The sequence below is a fragment of the Algoriphagus halophilus genome (assembly GCF_900129785.1).
GTDB lineage: Bacteria > Bacteroidota > Bacteroidia > Cytophagales > Cyclobacteriaceae > Algoriphagus > Algoriphagus halophilus.
The window spans coordinates 781,119-797,511 of record NZ_FSRC01000002.1 but is presented as its reverse complement, the minus strand read 5'-3'; the positions used below and the strand labels follow the sequence as shown (position 1 = coordinate 797,511).

The following is a 16,393-nucleotide window of genomic DNA, read 5'->3' as shown; positions in this document are numbered from 1 at the left end:
CCATGGCAGAAAAATTATTCAGTTCTGCGGATAAAAAAGCAATTGTAGATGCAATTAAGTCCGCAGAAGTTTCCACTTCCGGAGAAATTCAAGTTCACATCGAGAGTCGCTGTAAAGGGGACGTGCTTGATCGTGCGGTGGTGGTTTTTGATAAACTCAAAATGTATCAGACGCAAGACCGAAATGGAGTCTTATTCTACCTAGCAGTAGAAGATAAGAAGTTTGCGATTTTGGGTGACTCAGGAATCAATGAAGCCGTTCCGGATGATTTCTGGGAAAAAATTAAAGAAAATATGGTCAGCCGTTTCAAAGCTGGCGAATTTACACAGGGTCTGATAGAAGGTATTAATGAAGCCGGAACCCAGCTTGGAGCCCATTTTCCTTACCAAGGGGATTCAGACATAAACGAACTTCCTGATGAGATTTCTTTTGGGTCCTAAGATCCGACCACTTGTCATCATTCTCTTATTGCTTGCTGGAGGGACTTTTGCACAGGATTTTCCTCCTGCCCCAAACCCTCCAAGGTTGGTCAATGATTTTACCAATACCTTGTCCAATTCGGAGCGGCAACAGTTAGAGAATAAACTGGTGGCTTACAATGATAGCACCTCTACCCAGATTTCTATCGTCATGATGCGGTCCGTCGGTCAGTATGACATTTCGGATTATGCATTTAGACTGGGGGATGCCTGGGGAATTGGAGGTTCCAAAAATGATAATGGGATTCTGATTCTAGCAGCAATGGAGGATAGAAAAGTGTTCATTGCTACTGGATATGGAATGGAAGGAGCAGTTCCTGATGCCTTAGCCAAGAGAATTGTAGAACAGCTTATCATTCCAAATTTCAAGATGGAAGCCTATTATCAGGGCTTGGATCAAGCTACGGATATGATTATCAAATTGGCTTCAGGAGAATATAAGGCAGAGGATATTGAGTCTCAAGGAAAAGGTGGAGGAGCCATCTTCTTGTTGTTGATCTTTATTTTCTTCTTTGTAATTCTTCCTTTGATCCGAAATAAAAATGACAATGATAACCACATGGGAGGAAGAGGTGGAGGAGTAGATCTTTGGACTACGATTATGCTTGCCAATATGCTCGGTGGTGGTCGTAGAGGCGGCGGCTTCGGAGGCGGCGGTGGCTTCGGCGGCGGAGGTGGAGGCGGCTTTGGCGGCTTCGGAGGAGGATCTTTCGGAGGTGGCGGAGCCGGTGGAAGTTGGTAGTAAACCAAGTATGAAATCAGAAGTAAGAAGTTTGAAAAAACTGAAAATTATAGGCCTGGAATGAATATCATTTCAGGCTTTTTTTGTGTCTTACGGTAAGGATTGCTTAGATTTCTTTTTTCTTGGCTGAATTCAAAAAAGTGGATTCTCTAAATGAATATAGATACGTAGAAAGTACGTAATAGCACTTAACTTAGAACTTTGTTTAATATCAATTATGGTTTCAGTATTTCAAGCGCTTTCTATCATCGATCAAAACACAGAAGCTTTGTCCCCCATGCTTTTGCCTCTATCTGAGGTAAATGGATGTGTTTTAGCCGAAGATGTCAAAGCTCCTATCAACCTTCCCCCATTTCGCCAATCGGCGATGGATGGTTATGCTTTCCAGCATGGGGCCAAGGGAAATTTGAAGTTAATTGGAGAAAGCAAAGCGGGAGATTTCAAGGAATTTGAGGTGTCTATTTCTGATTGTCTTAGAATTTTCACTGGTGCTAGAGTTCCGGATCAGGTAGATACAGTCGTGATGCAAGAGCATGTGGAGAAAACATCCGATGGAATTCGAATTCTAAAAATGCCTGAAAAGGGAACCAATGTGAGACTAATTGGGGAACAGATTAAAAAAGATGAGGTGGTCCTAGAAAAAGGGACCCAAATCAATGCAGCGATTGTTGGATTTTTGGCCGGTTTAGGAATCTCCAAGGTTTTAGTCATACGGAAACCCAAAATATCGCTAATCGTCACAGGAAATGAACTTCAGGAGCCCGGAACGCTCCTGGAGCCTGGGTCGGTGTATGAAAGCAATCAGTACATGTTAGAAGCTGCTTTGCAATCAGAGAATGTGGAGTTGATACATTCGGAGCATGTACTTGATGACAAAGAATCAACTTACCAAGCTATTCAAAAAGCCCTGGAAGCTGATCTGGTGATGATCTCTGGAGGGATTTCAGTGGGTGATTATGACTTTGTCAAAGAAAGCTTAGAGAAAAATGGGGTAGAAGAAAAATTCTATAAAGTCAATCAAAAGCCAGGTAAACCGCTTTGGTATGGGAAAAAGGACGAAAAGCAGGTATTTGCATTGCCAGGGAATCCTGCCTCTTCTCTGACTTGTTTCTTGATTTATGTGACTGCAGCCATCCGCAAAATGAATGGAACTGCCACCATTGACATCAATTTGAAAAAAGGTAGAATGAAGGGAAATTATAAAAATGTATTTAATAAGGCCCTTTTTCTTCAGGTGAAAGAACGTGGCGGTGAATTGGAGGTCTATCCAAAGCAGGCATCGAGCATGTTGGTTTCTTTTACCCAAAGCAATGCGTTTTTGTTCGTGCCTGATGATGTAAAAGAAATTCGGGACGGGGATGAAGTCATGTACATTCCCTTTAAACTTTAATAGATCAGATGCTTCGAATCAATGAAGATATAGCAGTTTATATACTTTGCGGTGGGAAAAGCTCCAGAATGAACACAGAAAAAGGACTGGTTAAATTTCAAGGAAAGACTTTTCTTCAGTGGATTTTGGATGCGGTTACTCCTTTGACTAGTGATATTACCTTGGTTACCAAAAATGCTGCTTATGTTAGCTATGGAATACCTATGATTTCAGATTTGGTGGAGGATCAAGGGCCTGTCGGAGGAATTTATACTGCTTTGGCTGATTCCAGCACCAGGCACAATTTGCTTTTAAGCTGTGATATTCCAAAGATAACTACAGAAGTGTTAACCTTTTTGATTCAATCTTCCATTAGTTCCGATAATGATGTATGTATTCTCTCAGATGGAAAGCATGATTACCCTTTGATCGGATGCTATCAAAAATCCTTACTTCCGGTATTCCAATATGCCATTGAGCATCAACATTTAAAGCTTTGCCCTTTAGTGGATAGCCTCAGGAATCAAAAATTAGTTATTACTCCAAAGTATCAAGCTGCTATAAGAAATATCAATACCCAAAAAGAATTACTTAGCCTGACCTAACCAACCAAGCTAAGTTTTTAATCATAGAAAAATCAGCTTATCAAAACCTTATGGGAATTGTTCTAGGAAACCAGCAACTGTTGATATTGGAACAATTGAGACTATCCATCAGTTGAATGAAAAAGACAAATGGCAGCCAAAGAAGTCTTTTTCTTAGGGGAAGGGAAGGTCTTGGCATCCAAAAAATCAAATAATAATAGGAAGAGGAGTTTATTTTTGAGAATCTTAATATCATTCCATTCGTAAATTAGTAGAAATTTATAGTCTATGATACAGGTAAAGTATTTCGGAATTATTGCAGAGGCGGCTCAATGTGAATCAGAAAACATTGCGCAGGAGAATATGACCTTATCTAAAATTCTCTCTGATTTAACCTCCAGACACAGTTTGGGCGAATATAATTTTCAAATTGCAGTGAACAGGAAAATCGTTTCTAATCTCTCAGAACAGCTATTACAAGATGGGGACGAAATCGCCTTCTTACCACCCTTTTCCGGAGGCTGAAATGAATCGATACATCCGCCAAACAACCTTGCCGCAAGTGGGAGAATCCGGGCAGCAAAAATTGCTTAGCAGTCGAGTGCTTGTGATAGGTGCTGGAGGATTGGGCTGTGCTGTGTTGCCTTATCTAGCAGCGGCGGGAGTCGGTACTATCGGAATTATTGATGGAGACCAAATCGAAGAATCCAACCTTCATCGGCAGGTGCTGTATACTCCAGATCAACTGGGTTTATACAAAGCGAAAGAAGCAGCCACTTCCATTTCTAAGAATAATCCAGAAGTGGAGGTTATGGTTTACAAGGAATTTCTGACTTCAAAAAACGCCAAAGAAATTTTCCCTAACTATGATTTGATCATCGATGCAACGGATAATCTTTTTATTCGATACATCATCAATGATACTTGTATTAAGTTTGGAAAACCCTTTGTGTACGGTTCCATCCATCAATTCCAGGGACAAGTTTCCGTTTTCAATTACGAAGGAGGGCCTTCCTATCGGGATATTTTTCCTCAGGAAAATCAATCCGTTCCGAATTGTGCAGAGGCTGGGGTTTTAGGAACCACCGTGGGATTAATCGGAATGTTGCAAGCCAATGAGGCAATTAAAATCATATTAGGGATCGGTGAGGTGCTTTCCGGTAAGCTGCTGATTTATGATTTGCTTCAAAACAGCCAGCAAGTATTTGAATTTGGTAAGGTATCCTCTCCAAAAAAGCCCGATATTTCTCTTTCCTTTGACATGATACTGGCAGAAGAAGCATTAAATGGAGCTTCTATTTTGTTGGATGTTCGTGAGCATGGAGAAGAACCGCAAGTTTTATTCTCGAATATCCTCCAAATACCGCTTTCGGTCTTGGAAAAAGAATGTGAAAAGTTGGATCCCAAAATAGAGTTTAGAATCTTTTGCCAATCTGGAATTCGAAGTAGAAGGGCGGCAGAGTTGCTTTCCAAAAAAGGATTTCAGAATTTGAAGTTGATTCGAGGGGGAGCAAATGATTTAATACAATTAATTGATACATGAAGATAGGGATAACTTGAAGGGTTGTATTGAGAACTAATCAGTGATCATATGAGATTCCATGTAGCCAATAACTTTGAAAATAAATTACATGAAAAAGGTATTTCTTGAGGGAGCAATTTCCCCAGAATTCATTGCAGATTCGATAGCCAAGCATCAAGGCAAACATAGCATTGGTGCCCATAATATTTTCTTAGGACAAGTGCGAGGAGATGAGGTAGAGGGTAAAAAAGTAGAGTCCATTGACTTTACCTGCTATGAGGAGATGGCCAATGAAAAGCTTCATGAAATCCGGGAAGCAGCATTTGAGAAATTCGATTTGACCTGCATGCACATCTACCATAGTTTGGGAAATGTGAAAGTGGGAGGCATCTGCATCTTTGTTTTTGTGTCTGCTCCCAGGAGAAAGCAAGTTTATGAAGCCACCGAATGGTTGGTGAATCAAGTGAAGTCGGAGGTTCCAATTTTCGGAAAGGAGATTTTTGAAAATGAGGAAAGTCAGTGGAAAGTTAATAGTTGACAGTATTCAGTCGCAGTAGGCAGAGAGTAAAGTCAGAATTATAAAGTGAGAAAGCTGAAAGCTTGGTCAGTCAAAACAAAGTCAGTCCGAGCGTCCACGATAATTATCGGGATCGAAGACAGTAAAATTTAGAAATGGTAGACATTACACATAAAATAACCACGCTAAGAGTTGCTAAGGCAAAGGCCATTGTTCAAGTGAGCATGCCTGAGACCATTGCAGCGGTGGTCGAAAATAAAGTGCCTAAGGGCAATGTCTTTGAAATGGCGAAAGTGGCGGGGTTGTTTGCCGTGAAAAATACCCACATCACTATACCAGACTGTCACCCCCTTCCCATTGAATACACCGCGGTAGAATACGATATCCAAGAATTGGAAATTCATATTTACATTACCGTGAAAACGGTTTATAAAACAGGGGTAGAAGTAGAAGCTATGCATGGTGCATCTGTGATTGCTTTGACCATGTACGATATGCTCAAGCCGATCGACAAGGGAATCGTCATCCGTGAAGTAGGTTTAGTCGAGAAAAAAGGAGGCAAAAGCAGCTTCAAGCAACAAAACCCTAAAACCATCAATGCTGCGGTAATCGTTTGTTCGGATTCCATTTCCAAAGGAATCAAGGAAGATGCGGCAGGTAAAACCATTGTAGAGAAACTTAAATCCATGGAAGTGGAGGTGTCCTCTTATGAGGTTATTCCCGATGAACTGGAATTGATCCGTCAAAAGGCATTGGAATATGCAGATACCAATAAACTGATCATTTTCACAGGAGGTACAGGTCTCTCCAAACGAGATGTGACCCCAGAAGCATTGGAACCTATCCTGGAAAGAAGAATTCCTGGGATCGAAGAAGCCATTCGAAGCTATGGACAGAAAATAATGCCTTATGCCATGCTGTCCAGATCTGTGGCTGGTACGATTGGGGATGCTTTGATTTTGGCGCTGCCAGGAAGCACCAATGGCGCAAAAGAATCCATGGATGCAGTTTTCCCACATTTATTGCATGTATTTAAAATCTTGAAAGGAGCTCAGCATGAAACAGCAGACTGAACATCTTCAGGTACTCAAAGATCAATTTGGTAGGAAACACGACTATCTGAGGATTTCTCTGATCGAGAAATGCAATCTGCGTTGCAAGTATTGCATGCCGGAGGAGGGGATTCCCTTAACGCCTTCCAAGTTCATCATGAATGCCGAAGAGATCGAAAGTCTCGCTAGAACCTTTGTGGGATTAGGAGTAAAAAAGATCCGTTTGACGGGTGGGGAACCGCTGCTTCGAAAGGATTTTGAAGATATTTTAAGCCGATTGTCTCAATTTGATGTGGATCTTTCCATTACCACTAATGGGATTTTGGCTGATCGCTTTCTTCCCGTATTCAAGAAGCATGGGCTTAAAAAAGTCAATTTTAGCTTGGATACCCTGAAAGAAGAGCGTTTCAAGGAAATCACCAGGAGATCAGGTTATCAGAAGACCCTAGATAACCTGGACTTGTTTATTCAGGAAGACTTTGAGGTGAAGTTGAATATCGTACTGATGAAAGGACTGAATGATGACGAGGTGGTGGACTTTGTACGATTTACCAAAGACTTGCCGATTTCTGCTCGATTTATTGAGTTTATGCCTTTTGATGGAAACAAATGGGATCGATCCAAAATGGTATCCGAACAGGAAGTGCTCGCGGAAGTGGGTGCTGCTTTTGGATCAGAAAACTTGATTTCCTTACCGGATGAGGATAATCTGACAGCCCGAAAATTCAAGATTAAGGGATTTCAGGGATATTTTGGGGTAATTTCATCTGTGACCAACCCATTTTGTGGAACCTGCAATCGAATCCGCCTTACTGCCAACGGGAAGATAAAAAACTGTCTTTTTTCCAATCGGGAAACCGATTTGCTAACTGCTTTACGGGCAGAGGAAGATGTGGAAAAACTGATTTTGGAATCCATTTTTCATAAAAAGGCCGTTCGTGCAGGAATGGATAACCTAGAAAAACTGTCAGACCCTGACTTGCATTCCGATAATCGCAGTATGATCGCGATTGGGGGGTGATTTTCTTTAGCCTATTCAAAAAGATTTCCGATAACTTGGGAGCCAATACTGCTCTTCGAGTTCTGATAATTATCGGAATATAATCTCGAAGCTCAATTTTAAGGTTTTTAATCTTTTTAATTAATCCGGATTTCAATTCCGCTGATATTAGTTCAGGATTACTCCCCTACAATTGTCGGCGATCCTCAACAGCAGGATACTTAAACCTTTATTCATTTCCCAAAAAATCCTTCACGACAAAACTGTTTTCAGATTCCATTTCACATGTCCAACTGTCAATATACCATCTCCCATTTCCATAATGGAGTTGGATGCTATTGATTCCTCTTATATTGGATTCAATAGTTGGATCAGTCCGAATTTCGAAGGCACTCCAAACTTGTGCAAGATTTCCGTATTGGCTCACAGTTCTTTTAAGTTCCATTTCATAAAAATCCTCTTTCGGAGCTAATCCTAGGGGTATGTATTCCGCTTCTAGCGTATGGGATTCTGCTTTTCCATTTTCGTCCAGTCTTGTAATGACTGCATTTTTAGCATGGATGTATTTATCTCTTTCAAACTCCCAAGGATCATTTTTCGAGCCTGAAATCACATCATAATAAGCATTGATGATTGCATCTAGTGAGGCTACATCTTTTACATATTTTTCTTCGTTGGATTGTGCCAAAAGTGAATTACATGTAACTATGATGCTGATTGATAGAAGAAAGATTTTGTTCATATTGATTGGGTTGAAGGCAATAAATTAATGATTTCGCAAAAATTTTCTTTGGCAGAAAAACCCAATTTTAAAAATTAATTTAAAAGCTCTTTACAAACAAATGGGATTTGAAATCCAATAATAGAGCTGCTGGATTGCAAGTCCTGAACAGTTCTAAAAAGATAAAAATCTGGAGCTAATTAAAATCGGGTTTTATCAGAACCTTTTCAATCAATTTGTAATAAATCGTTTTATTTAAATCGATACTCAGGAAAATCCCTTTATTGTATTGTTTAATTCACTAAAAGGAGTGGGATGGAAACAATTGTTACATTAATAATCTGGGCTGCTGTCATCCAAGGCTTTTTATTGGGAGTAATCTTTATTACTTCAAAAAAGCATTCTAGTTTGGCCAATAGACTTTTGGGTTGGTTTCTAATCGCATTCGTTTTTCAGGCTCTGACTGATATTTTGCCTTATGGTGAGCTTGGTAGCTACTCTATATCCGGATATTTTACACTGCCTGAAGTAAAATGGCTTTTACCTCTTCTGTTTCTTCATTTTGTTTTAGAAAAAGTGGGGAGGTTTGAGGCCTACCAATGGTTTTTAAGAGTCCATTATTTTCTGGCTTTTGCCATGATCGGACTTACCCTAGTCAATGTCCTATTAGTCTTGTTTAGTGACACTACACTTGTTGAGTTAGTTGGGTCGCAAATGATGGATTCATTTTACATGTCTTTCCAATATTATGCTTTCATTTTAACTATTGCCGCCTTTGTCATAGCCTTTCACGAAACTCGTCGATATCATAAGAGGATAAAAAATGAGATTTCTGATTTGACGCTGCTCAATTTAAATTGGCTATACCAATTTATTTTCTTACTCATTCCGATTATTTTATTTTGGGGGGCAGAATTGGCAAGGATAGTTTTGGGTGGAACAGGACAGTCCGACTTGACGATCGTTGTATTCTTGTGTATCGCATTTTTTAATTACTTCGTTAGCTATAAGGCTTTTACCCAACAAACACTTTTCGATGATTCTTTAAACCAGTTGAAAGATAATCCAGACAATGCACCAATCCTGCAAATGTCGACTGTATCTACTATGGATTCTAACCTTTTTGAGAAGATTGAAAGCGAAATGCAAGAAAATCGATATTACTTGGATCAAAACCTAACCATCCATGATCTTGCAAAGCATTTGAAAATACCAGCCCGGACGATTTCTACCAGTGTCAATCAGAGTGCCGGCTGTAATTTCAATGAATGGATCAATAATTATCGTGTGGACCACGCTTTGGCAACACTACAGGATAAGAATATGGATCATTACTCGATTGAGGGTATTGGAAGGGATTCAGGTTTTAAGTCTAGATCAGCCATGTATCTCGCCTTCAAAAACAAAACCGGGCACCCACCAGGCTATTTTAAGTAGGTATAATGTCCTGAAATCAGTATCTCGGACATCCTATAGCCCATAAAGGGCAACTTCACTTTTTTGTTTTGGTATAATTGGGAAACGGCCACAACAATGGTCCAATCTTAATAAAGTGAAGTAAAAATGAACTCTTTAACAATTAAAATTTTACTAGGAATAAGCTTCCTATGTACCCTAAATCTTCAGGCCCAATCGGATCACTCAAAGCTGGATAAGTACTTTGAAAAGAAGATGAAAAGTGCAGGGAGGATCGGCATGCAGGCTGCCTACATCGCGAATGGGGAGTTAATATGGGTAGGGAGTTACGGTATCAAAACTGATCAAAAAGAGGATTTGATCAATGATAGCACCCTGTTTATGGTAGCGTCTATCTCCAAGCCCGTTACAGCCCTCGCACTCATGAAATTGTATGATGAAGGAAGGGTCTCATTGGATGCAGACATCAATGACCTTCTGCCATTTGAGGTGGTAAATCCTTATTTTTTGGAGGAGAAAATTACTGTTCGAATGCTACTTACGCATCTTTCTTCTATTCGTGACAACTGGAAGATTCTGGAACCTCTGTACACACTCGGTAAAGGTGGCGGAGACTCTCCAATGAGTTTAGAAGAATTTTTAAGGGCTTATCTTGTTGAAGGAGGTCAATTTTATGATTCGGCCAATAATTTCTATCACATTCAACCATTGGAGGAAGAACATTACTCCAATGTCGGGTATGCATTGATTGGTTACCTCGTAGAAGTCATTTCGGGTAAGCCCTTCAACGAATACATGGCTGAGGAAATATTCGAACCATTAAACATGGATAATACATATTGGTTTTTGTCGGAAGTTCCTGACTCCAATATTGCTACACCCCATAATCTGCCTTATAAGGAAACCGATTTTAAAGGGACCCAAGTGCTTGACCATTTTGGATACCCCTCCTACCCATCTGGGCAATTGAGAACTACGGTATCAGACTATGCTCAATTTGTAAAATTAATGGTCAATCGGGGGATGGTAGATGATTTTCAATTTCTAAAGGAAGAAACAGTAGAAGAATTTTTGAAAGTGCAATATCCTGATATAGCAAAATGGAGAGCCATATCATGGAGCATGAATGAATTCGAAAATCCAATTTATAATATGATCATGCCAAGACGACCTTCTCATACGGGGCTTGATCCTGGAATGAATTCGGTGGTTTCCTTTGATCCAGAAACCAGGTCGGGAGTTATTATTTTTTCAAATTCTCCGACTACCACTTTTAGAACAGAGAAAATAATTTATCTGGATATGGTAAAGCGACTATTCAAAGAAGCAAAACTTAACTCAAAACAAAAGTAAAATCATGAAGTCTATTTTAGTAATACTAATGGGAGTGTTGATGAGTCAGGTACTCGTTGCACAAAACAGAATCGCCTCAACGGTAACTTTTAAAAGCGGGAACGAAACCATAGAAGGGATCTTAATTCGGCCAAATCAAAATGAAAAGGTTCCGGCAGTTGTTTTTCAGCAAGGGTCAGGAGATCATGCCTTTGATGGATATGAGAAGGAGGCATGGGGGCCTCATAAATTTTACATTGAAGATGTATTATTAGAGCAGGGATATGCAATTCTGTATTGCAATAAAAGAGGTCTAGGAAACTCTACAGGTAACTGGAAAAATAATGATTTCTACGGCAGGGCTGATGATGCATATGCGGCTGTAGAATATTTAAAAAGCCGGGATGATATTGATGCTTCAAGGATTGGCGTTTCAGGCCATAGTCAGGGGGGGTGGGTTGCACAGATCGTAGCTTCCCAGCATGATGATATTGCTTTTGTGATCAGCCTTGCTGGACCGACGGTGGGGGTAACCGAACAGACAGCTATGTATGATAGTCTGATGTACCTGTGCAATGGTTTCCCCGAGGAAAAGCTGGGTAAAAAAATGGAGAAATATCGAAAAAGGAAGAAAACTTCAGCAACTATTGGTAAAACACTACCCTTCATTAAAAGTGCCTATTACTGGCATCTTATTATAGATTATGATCATGATGAGGCCCTTAAAAACTTGTCAACTCAAACACTGCTGTTGTTTGCGGAACATGATGCGAATGTGCCTCCAGAGCAAAACATCGATCACCTAAATATGTTGTTTGACAATGACTTGCCTCCCAACTTTACTATAAAAGTCATGGAAGGAGGGCAACATGGATTTTATCAAGTGGAAAATAGGTGTGTGGATTGGAATACTGCAGAAAAACAGCCTTTTGATCCCCAGTTTCAAAATGAAATTCGAGAGTGGTTAAAAAGTTTGGAATAAATCAATCTATTCAACAGTAAAGGGTGCATGATGGACAACACTTTCATGAATCTTGTTAATAATATCTTTTCGTCTTATTTTTCAGATGGCTCAATGGAGTTTTTGGAAGAATTAATCGAACTCATTATAGTCAGGTCTAAATTTATTTAGTTGGAATCACCGTTTCCACCACTCCTATCTGTAAGTTCAGAATTCTCAAAAAGAGAAAGGAAGATTCATTTTAAGGTATCTGGATCCACTAAGAAGTTTAAATTAAATATAGCTCTTTAGATTTATTGGTAAGTTCGACGAGATTCTTCACATTAAGTTTCTTCATCAGATTGAAGCGGTGCACTTCTGCTGTTCTTTTGCTGATCTTTAGGGCTTCTGCAATTTCGCTATTGCCTTTCCCTTCTAGGATCAATTCTAAAATCTGTTTTTCCCGATTAGTCAAAACAGCCAATTCATTAGGAATTGATTTAGGTTTATGGATAATCTTGGGTTTATTTTCGACAAAATGATGAATAATGATGGCAGAAACATCGCCAGTGAAATATTTACTTCCAGCCGCAATTGTTTTCAATGCTTTTATAAATTCATCTTTGGAAGATCCTTTCAATAAGTATCCATCTACACCAGCTTCTATCGTTTCTACTACGTATTCTTCAGTACCATGAATAGACAAAATCATTTTTTTGACTTTTGGATACTTTTGTCCCAATTGCTTTACTAACTCAATGCCATCCATGTTCGGCATCCGAATATCCACAATTACCAGATCAGGTTGCTTTTTGGCTATTACATGTAACGCTTCTACACCGTCTGCAGCTTCTGAAATTACCTCAAAACCAGGTTCTTTCTCCAATAGGAATTTAATTCCATCACGAACTAATTCATGATCATCAACAAGAACTATTTGGGTTGGAGACATACAATCTAAATTTAATACGTAGTAAAATAAGCACTTTTACGTATAAAAGACCAGCTATTGAAATCAAAGGAGATTCAATCTTCATGAACTTATCGTTCTTTTTTAAGGTAGACGAGGAGGCCTTTTGATAGTAAGGGCAAAGAGAATGGAATCAGGGTCCGTTTTATTCTAACACTGCCTCTTGAATTAGTTGTAGGCTATCTTTTGAATAGTTTAATTGAACTGCAGCGTCATGGCCTTTTTTCGACATTTTTCTCCAGGTTTTTCGAAGGATGTCGATTATTTTCTTCTTTTCGTGTTTTGCCGAAAAGTCCTCAAAATAATTTTCTAAAAAAACCAGGCAGATTACGTCCTCCAGCGTCTGGGTTTCTTCATCAGTTTTCAATTGCTTTTTGCGAATTAAATGGATGACTTTCTCGATGAAAACCTGATCATATCCCAGTTCTTCCAAGATTCCAGAGGTGATTTCCGCATGCAACTTCTTCAGTTCTTCCCTCCACCTCAGATATCCCACTCGATCCATGGGGTATTCTGACCTTGGAATTTCCCATCTTCCAATATGTTGAGCCCTTGCCGCGATTTTCAAATGTTCGGAGGCATTGGGTTGAAATGCATCCAATTTATCCGTCATTCTCATTGAATACAAAAGTTCTTTGGAGACTTCCTTTCCTTGATAAATTTCTTTTACCGGATCCTTTGAATTGATTTCATCGATTTTGGCAATAGCTTTCTGGAAGGTATTCATAGGTGTTGGTTTTATCAGGTAAACCAATATATACATTTCCCTCTTCTAGTTGCATTGGGAAATTGGTAATACTGTAGTCTTCTCTATTTAAGAGATTGAAGCTTTAATGATAATTCTCTTGATAATTACATCAATCGAAATGCCTTTAAATAGGTCTATGATCAACTTATCAAGTTATTTAACCATGTCTTAGGCTAATTTTAGTTCTACTTTGAATACCATAAGCTCAAAGGTCATTTTAAACTTCAAAATGTAATTTGGCTGGACAGCGGAATACAAAGCTAGGTAGGTCCAAAATCCTTCTTTTAAAATTGGGATGGGCAGTTGTAAATGGAATTGATAAAAATCAAAAAAGCACCCCCATTGGAGGTGCCTTCAGAATAGATTGGGTATATATATTATCCTATTCTTTCAATTTGAGAGAAGTAGAAATTTCCTTCTATAGCTGCATTTTCATCAGAATCAGATCCGTGAACAGCATTTGCTTCGATTGATTTTGCGAAGATTTTTCTGATAGTACCTTCAGCAGCATCAGCTGGATTGGTAGCACCAATTAATTTTCTGAAATCTTCTACTGCATTTTCTTTTTCAAGTATCGCAGCAATGATAGGTCCAGAAGACATATAAGCGCAAAGATCCGCGTAGAAAGGTCTTTCTTTGTGCACTTCATAGAATTTACCTGCAGTAGCCGGAGTCAATTGAGTGGCTTTCATTGCGACGATTTTGAAACCAGCTTCTTCAATCATTTTAAGAATAGCTCCTGAGTTGCCTGCTGAAAAAGCATCCGGCTTGATCATGGTAAATGTTCTGTTTGTTGCCATGGGTTTTCTTATTTTCATTGGTTTAATTCGGGCGCAAAAATAGGAGAATAAAATCCATCTTCCGAGTATTATAAATTATTTATTGCATATCGGGCTAATTTTCAGGTAAATGCATAAGTTGGGATTTGTCAAAAAATTAATGACCTTTGCGACTTACTTAGAGCCAAAGTGCCGCTAATTCTAAAAAATGGAAGCATTAGCCTCATTTAAGAAAGAAATTTCATCCCCCAAAAAAATATTCATTACCACGCATGTGAAGCCCGACGCTGACGCACTGGGTTCCTCCTTGGGTCTTGCTAACTACTTGATCAAAAAAGGACATGAGGTAAGTGTAGTGACTCCATCCGATTACCCTTCTTTCCTTAACTGGATGAAAGGGAATGATGACGTATTGGATTTTAGCAAACCTGAGCATCGGGAGATTGCCATCAAAAAGCTGGAAGAAGCTGACATTATCTTTTGTTTAGATTTCTCTGTGTTGAACAGGGTGAACGAACTGGGAGAAATGATCCGTGAATCCAATGCTTATGTGGTAAATATTGACCATCACCAAGATCCTGAGGATTTCGCAGATTTTGAATACTCAAGTACTCAAGCTGCAGCTACCTGTGAACTGGTTTTTGAGTTGATCGATGAGCTAGGAGATAAAGCTTTGATCGATAAGGACATTGCAGAATGCCTTTATGCTGGGATCATGACTGATACGGGTGGTTTTAGACATCCCAATACTACCAAAAACGTACACTTGGTGGTGGCAGAACTATTGGATTTAGGAGCAAATAGTTCCCAGATTGCCAATTGGATTTATGATTCCAATTCAGTCAACAGATTGAAATTTATCGGTTTTGCCATTAGCAGAAGATTGGTGGTCAGAGAAGATCTACACACAGCTTATTTTGCGATCAGTAAAAAAGATCTTAAAAAATATCAAAGCCAGACCGGAGATACAGAAGGTTTGGTTAATTATGCTTTATCTTTGGATGGCATAAAATTGGCTGCTTTATTCTCTGAGCGTGAAGATGGCATCAAGATCTCTTTCAGATCATCCAGTGAAGTATCAGTAAATAAATTTGCTGCCGAATACTTCAGTGGAGGTGGGCATAAAAACGCTTCTGGAGGTAAGTCAAACTTGGGACTAAAAGAAACTGTAGAAAGATTTGAAAAATTAGTAGAAGAAAATCAGGATTCGCTTTTCCCTGTTGAAACTGTTGGAGCAAATTAAGCCCGATTTTATCACCGCACTTTACTTAGAAAATTCACTTAATCTTTATGAAAAATAACAACAGCCTATTGGCTTTAATCGTCTTGACGCTTGGGGTGGCCCTAGTCTCTTCTTGTCAAAAGAAAAAAGTAACTGAAAAAGACGGAATTGAGTACGCCTACGTTTCTGAAGGAAATGAAACTGCTCCTAATGGAGATTTTCTTCTTTACAACTTGGAAATTACCAATGGAGATGACTCTGTCATTTATTCTACAGCAAGTCAGCCATTTCCAGGCTATTTGATGGCTAATGATTCCATTACTCCTACCAATGGAATGGATGAGATTTTCTTGAATTTGAAAAAAGGAGACAGCATCGCATTTGAATCTACTGCCAAAATTATTTTTGGAGAGAATTTTCCTCCATTCTTGAAAGAGGATGATGTAGTAAAAGTGAGATTAGGTGCGTTTGAAATCATGGATCAGGTAGAAATTGAAGCTTTTTTCAACCAAACCATGGAAGCTGAAGAGCTAAAAAGAGCGGATAGAGCAAAAGAATTATTGGTGGAAGAAGCAAAAACTATTGAAGCATATGTTGCGGAAAAGGGTTTGGATGCGAATAAGACTGAGAGCGGACTTTATTATGTGATCGAAGAAGAAGGAACAGGTGAGCCAGTCACTCCAGGTACTACCATGAATGTGAATTATGCTGGTTACCTGTTGGACGGGACATTATTTGATACTTCTATCGAAGAATTGGCTAAGGAGCATGATGTTTATAATGCTCAGAGACCTTATGAACCACTTCCAGTAAACGTAGGAATGGGTCAGGTAATTCCTGGATGGGATGAAGGATTGTTATTGTTGAAAAAAGGTTCTAAAGGCAAGTTCTTGATTCCTTCTCCTTTGGCATATGGTGAAAACGGAGCAGGAGCTATGATCGGACCTAATTCTATCCTAATCTTCGATGTAGAGGTAGTAGATGTTCAGAAATAAGTCCG

General features: G+C 39.2%; 18 protein-coding genes. 14 read left to right on the top strand and 4 right to left on the bottom strand.

Annotated features, from left to right (window positions below; genetic code table 11):
* Positions 1–2 precede the first annotated feature (2 nt).
* The 9 genes from BUR11_RS15270 to moaA all read left to right on the top strand — a co-directional run bounded on the left by BUR11_RS15270 (position 3) and on the right by moaA (position 7,286).
* Positions 3–440, top strand: a complete 438-nt coding sequence (locus BUR11_RS15270) for a TPM domain-containing protein (RefSeq protein ID WP_074225842.1) — start codon at positions 3–5, stop codon at positions 438–440.
* The gene (locus tag BUR11_RS15265; RefSeq protein ID WP_074225841.1) at positions 418–1,221 is read left to right on the top strand and encodes a TPM domain-containing protein; all 804 of its coding nucleotides are present in this window, start codon (positions 418–420) and stop codon (positions 1,219–1,221) included. The genes BUR11_RS15270 and BUR11_RS15265 overlap by 23 nt, the downstream gene beginning before the upstream one ends.
* Before the next feature lie 217 nt (positions 1,222–1,438).
* Complete coding sequence (locus BUR11_RS15260; RefSeq protein ID WP_074225840.1) at positions 1,439–2,611, top strand: molybdopterin molybdotransferase MoeA; 1,173 nt, start codon at positions 1,439–1,441, stop codon at positions 2,609–2,611.
* Between the two features lie 8 nt (positions 2,612–2,619).
* A complete protein-coding gene (locus BUR11_RS15255) occupies positions 2,620–3,195 on the top strand; it encodes a molybdenum cofactor guanylyltransferase (RefSeq protein WP_074225839.1) in 576 nt (191 codons plus the stop codon).
* A gap of 267 nt (positions 3,196–3,462) precedes the next feature.
* The gene (locus tag BUR11_RS15250; protein WP_074225838.1) at positions 3,463–3,699 is read left to right on the top strand and encodes a MoaD/ThiS family protein; all 237 of its coding nucleotides are present in this window, start codon (positions 3,463–3,465) and stop codon (positions 3,697–3,699) included.
* Positions 3,656–4,717, top strand: a complete 1,062-nt coding sequence (locus BUR11_RS15245; protein ID WP_234982179.1) for a HesA/MoeB/ThiF family protein — start codon at positions 3,656–3,658, stop codon at positions 4,715–4,717. The genes BUR11_RS15250 and BUR11_RS15245 overlap by 44 nt, the downstream gene beginning before the upstream one ends.
* 88 nt (positions 4,718–4,805) lie before the next feature.
* A complete protein-coding gene (locus tag BUR11_RS15240; RefSeq protein WP_074225836.1) occupies positions 4,806–5,234 on the top strand; it encodes a molybdenum cofactor biosynthesis protein MoaE in 429 nt (142 codons plus the stop codon).
* Positions 5,235–5,368: 134 nt separating this feature from the next.
* Positions 5,369–6,286: a bifunctional molybdenum cofactor biosynthesis protein MoaC/MoaB gene (gene moaCB / locus BUR11_RS15235; RefSeq protein WP_074225835.1), complete on the top strand. Its 918-nt coding sequence runs from the start codon at positions 5,369–5,371 to the stop codon at positions 6,284–6,286.
* Positions 6,270–7,286 (top strand): GTP 3',8-cyclase MoaA, encoded by a 1,017-nt coding sequence (gene moaA / locus BUR11_RS15230; RefSeq protein WP_074225834.1) that lies wholly within the window; start codon positions 6,270–6,272, stop codon positions 7,284–7,286. The genes moaCB and moaA overlap by 17 nt, the downstream gene beginning before the upstream one ends.
* Positions 7,287–7,494: 208 nt before the next feature.
* Here the strand turns inward: moaA and BUR11_RS15225 are convergent, their stop codons facing one another.
* A complete protein-coding gene (locus BUR11_RS15225; protein WP_074225833.1) occupies positions 7,495–8,007 on the bottom strand; it encodes a hypothetical protein in 513 nt (170 codons plus the stop codon).
* Between the two features lie 294 nt (positions 8,008–8,301).
* On the opposite strand from BUR11_RS15225, the gene BUR11_RS15220 reads away from it, so the two are divergent.
* The 3 genes from BUR11_RS15220 (at position 8,302) to BUR11_RS15210 (ending at position 11,716) form a co-directional block, all read left to right on the top strand.
* Positions 8,302–9,423 (top strand): helix-turn-helix domain-containing protein, encoded by a 1,122-nt coding sequence (locus BUR11_RS15220; protein ID WP_074225832.1) that lies wholly within the window; start codon positions 8,302–8,304, stop codon positions 9,421–9,423.
* A gap of 126 nt (positions 9,424–9,549) precedes the next feature.
* Positions 9,550–10,755 carry a serine hydrolase domain-containing protein gene (locus BUR11_RS15215; RefSeq protein ID WP_084561001.1) on the top strand — a complete coding sequence of 402 codons (1,206 nt, stop codon included), beginning with the start codon at positions 9,550–9,552 and terminating at the stop codon, positions 10,753–10,755.
* Between the two features lie 4 nt (positions 10,756–10,759).
* A complete protein-coding gene (locus tag BUR11_RS15210; protein ID WP_084560999.1) occupies positions 10,760–11,716 on the top strand; it encodes an alpha/beta hydrolase family protein in 957 nt (318 codons plus the stop codon).
* Positions 11,717–11,963: 247 nt separating this feature from the next.
* Here BUR11_RS15210 and BUR11_RS15205 read toward each other — a convergent pair whose 3' ends face one another.
* The 3 genes from BUR11_RS15205 to BUR11_RS15195 all read right to left on the bottom strand — a co-directional run bounded on the left by BUR11_RS15205 (position 11,964) and on the right by BUR11_RS15195 (position 14,192).
* Entirely contained in the window at positions 11,964–12,626 is a 663-nt protein-coding gene (locus BUR11_RS15205) for a response regulator (protein ID WP_074225829.1), read from the bottom strand.
* Between the two features lie 163 nt (positions 12,627–12,789).
* Positions 12,790–13,371, bottom strand: a complete 582-nt coding sequence (locus BUR11_RS15200) for a DUF4202 domain-containing protein (protein ID WP_074226158.1) — start codon at positions 13,369–13,371, stop codon at positions 12,790–12,792.
* A 398-nt stretch (positions 13,372–13,769) separates the two neighbouring features.
* Complete coding sequence (locus tag BUR11_RS15195) at positions 13,770–14,192, bottom strand: nucleoside-diphosphate kinase (protein WP_074226157.1); 423 nt, start codon at positions 14,190–14,192, stop codon at positions 13,770–13,772.
* 187 nt (positions 14,193–14,379) lie between these two features.
* Here BUR11_RS15195 and BUR11_RS15190 point away from each other — a divergent pair, with 187 nt between their 5' ends.
* The gene (locus BUR11_RS15190) at positions 14,380–15,414 is read left to right on the top strand and encodes a DHH family phosphoesterase (protein ID WP_074225828.1); all 1,035 of its coding nucleotides are present in this window, start codon (positions 14,380–14,382) and stop codon (positions 15,412–15,414) included.
* 47 nt (positions 15,415–15,461) lie between these two features.
* The gene (locus BUR11_RS15185) at positions 15,462–16,388 is read left to right on the top strand and encodes an FKBP-type peptidyl-prolyl cis-trans isomerase (RefSeq protein ID WP_074225827.1); all 927 of its coding nucleotides are present in this window, start codon (positions 15,462–15,464) and stop codon (positions 16,386–16,388) included.
* Positions 16,389–16,393 lie beyond the last annotated feature (5 nt).

Coding starts and splice junctions, on each gene's coding strand:
- moaCB (WP_074225835.1), top strand. CDS start 5,369: ATGGTAGACATTACACATAAAATAACCACGCTAAGAGTTGCTAAGGCA.
- BUR11_RS15255 (WP_074225839.1), top strand. CDS start 2,620: ATGCTTCGAATCAATGAAGATATAGCAGTTTATATACTTTGCGGTGGG.
- BUR11_RS15185 (WP_074225827.1), top strand. CDS start 15,462: ATGAAAAATAACAACAGCCTATTGGCTTTAATCGTCTTGACGCTTGGG.
- BUR11_RS15210 (WP_084560999.1), top strand. CDS start 10,760: ATGAAGTCTATTTTAGTAATACTAATGGGAGTGTTGATGAGTCAGGTA.
- BUR11_RS15245 (WP_234982179.1), top strand. CDS start 3,656: ATGGGGACGAAATCGCCTTCTTACCACCCTTTTCCGGAGGCTGAAATG.
- BUR11_RS15250 (WP_074225838.1), top strand. CDS start 3,463: ATGATACAGGTAAAGTATTTCGGAATTATTGCAGAGGCGGCTCAATGT.
- BUR11_RS15240 (WP_074225836.1), top strand. CDS start 4,806: ATGAAAAAGGTATTTCTTGAGGGAGCAATTTCCCCAGAATTCATTGCA.
- moaA (WP_074225834.1), top strand. CDS start 6,270: ATGAAACAGCAGACTGAACATCTTCAGGTACTCAAAGATCAATTTGGT.
- BUR11_RS15220 (WP_074225832.1), top strand. CDS start 8,302: ATGGAAACAATTGTTACATTAATAATCTGGGCTGCTGTCATCCAAGGC.
- BUR11_RS15225 (WP_074225833.1), bottom strand. CDS start 8,007: ATGAACAAAATCTTTCTTCTATCAATCAGCATCATAGTTACATGTAAT.
- BUR11_RS15200 (WP_074226158.1), bottom strand. CDS start 13,371: ATGAATACCTTCCAGAAAGCTATTGCCAAAATCGATGAAATCAATTCA.
- BUR11_RS15195 (WP_074226157.1), bottom strand. CDS start 14,192: ATGGCAACAAACAGAACATTTACCATGATCAAGCCGGATGCTTTTTCA.
- BUR11_RS15215 (WP_084561001.1), top strand. CDS start 9,550: ATGAACTCTTTAACAATTAAAATTTTACTAGGAATAAGCTTCCTATGT.
- BUR11_RS15190 (WP_074225828.1), top strand. CDS start 14,380: ATGGAAGCATTAGCCTCATTTAAGAAAGAAATTTCATCCCCCAAAAAA.
- BUR11_RS15205 (WP_074225829.1), bottom strand. CDS start 12,626: ATGTCTCCAACCCAAATAGTTCTTGTTGATGATCATGAATTAGTTCGT.
- BUR11_RS15260 (WP_074225840.1), top strand. CDS start 1,439: ATGGTTTCAGTATTTCAAGCGCTTTCTATCATCGATCAAAACACAGAA.
- BUR11_RS15270 (WP_074225842.1), top strand. CDS start 3: ATGGCAGAAAAATTATTCAGTTCTGCGGATAAAAAAGCAATTGTAGAT.
- BUR11_RS15265 (WP_074225841.1), top strand. CDS start 418: ATGAGATTTCTTTTGGGTCCTAAGATCCGACCACTTGTCATCATTCTC.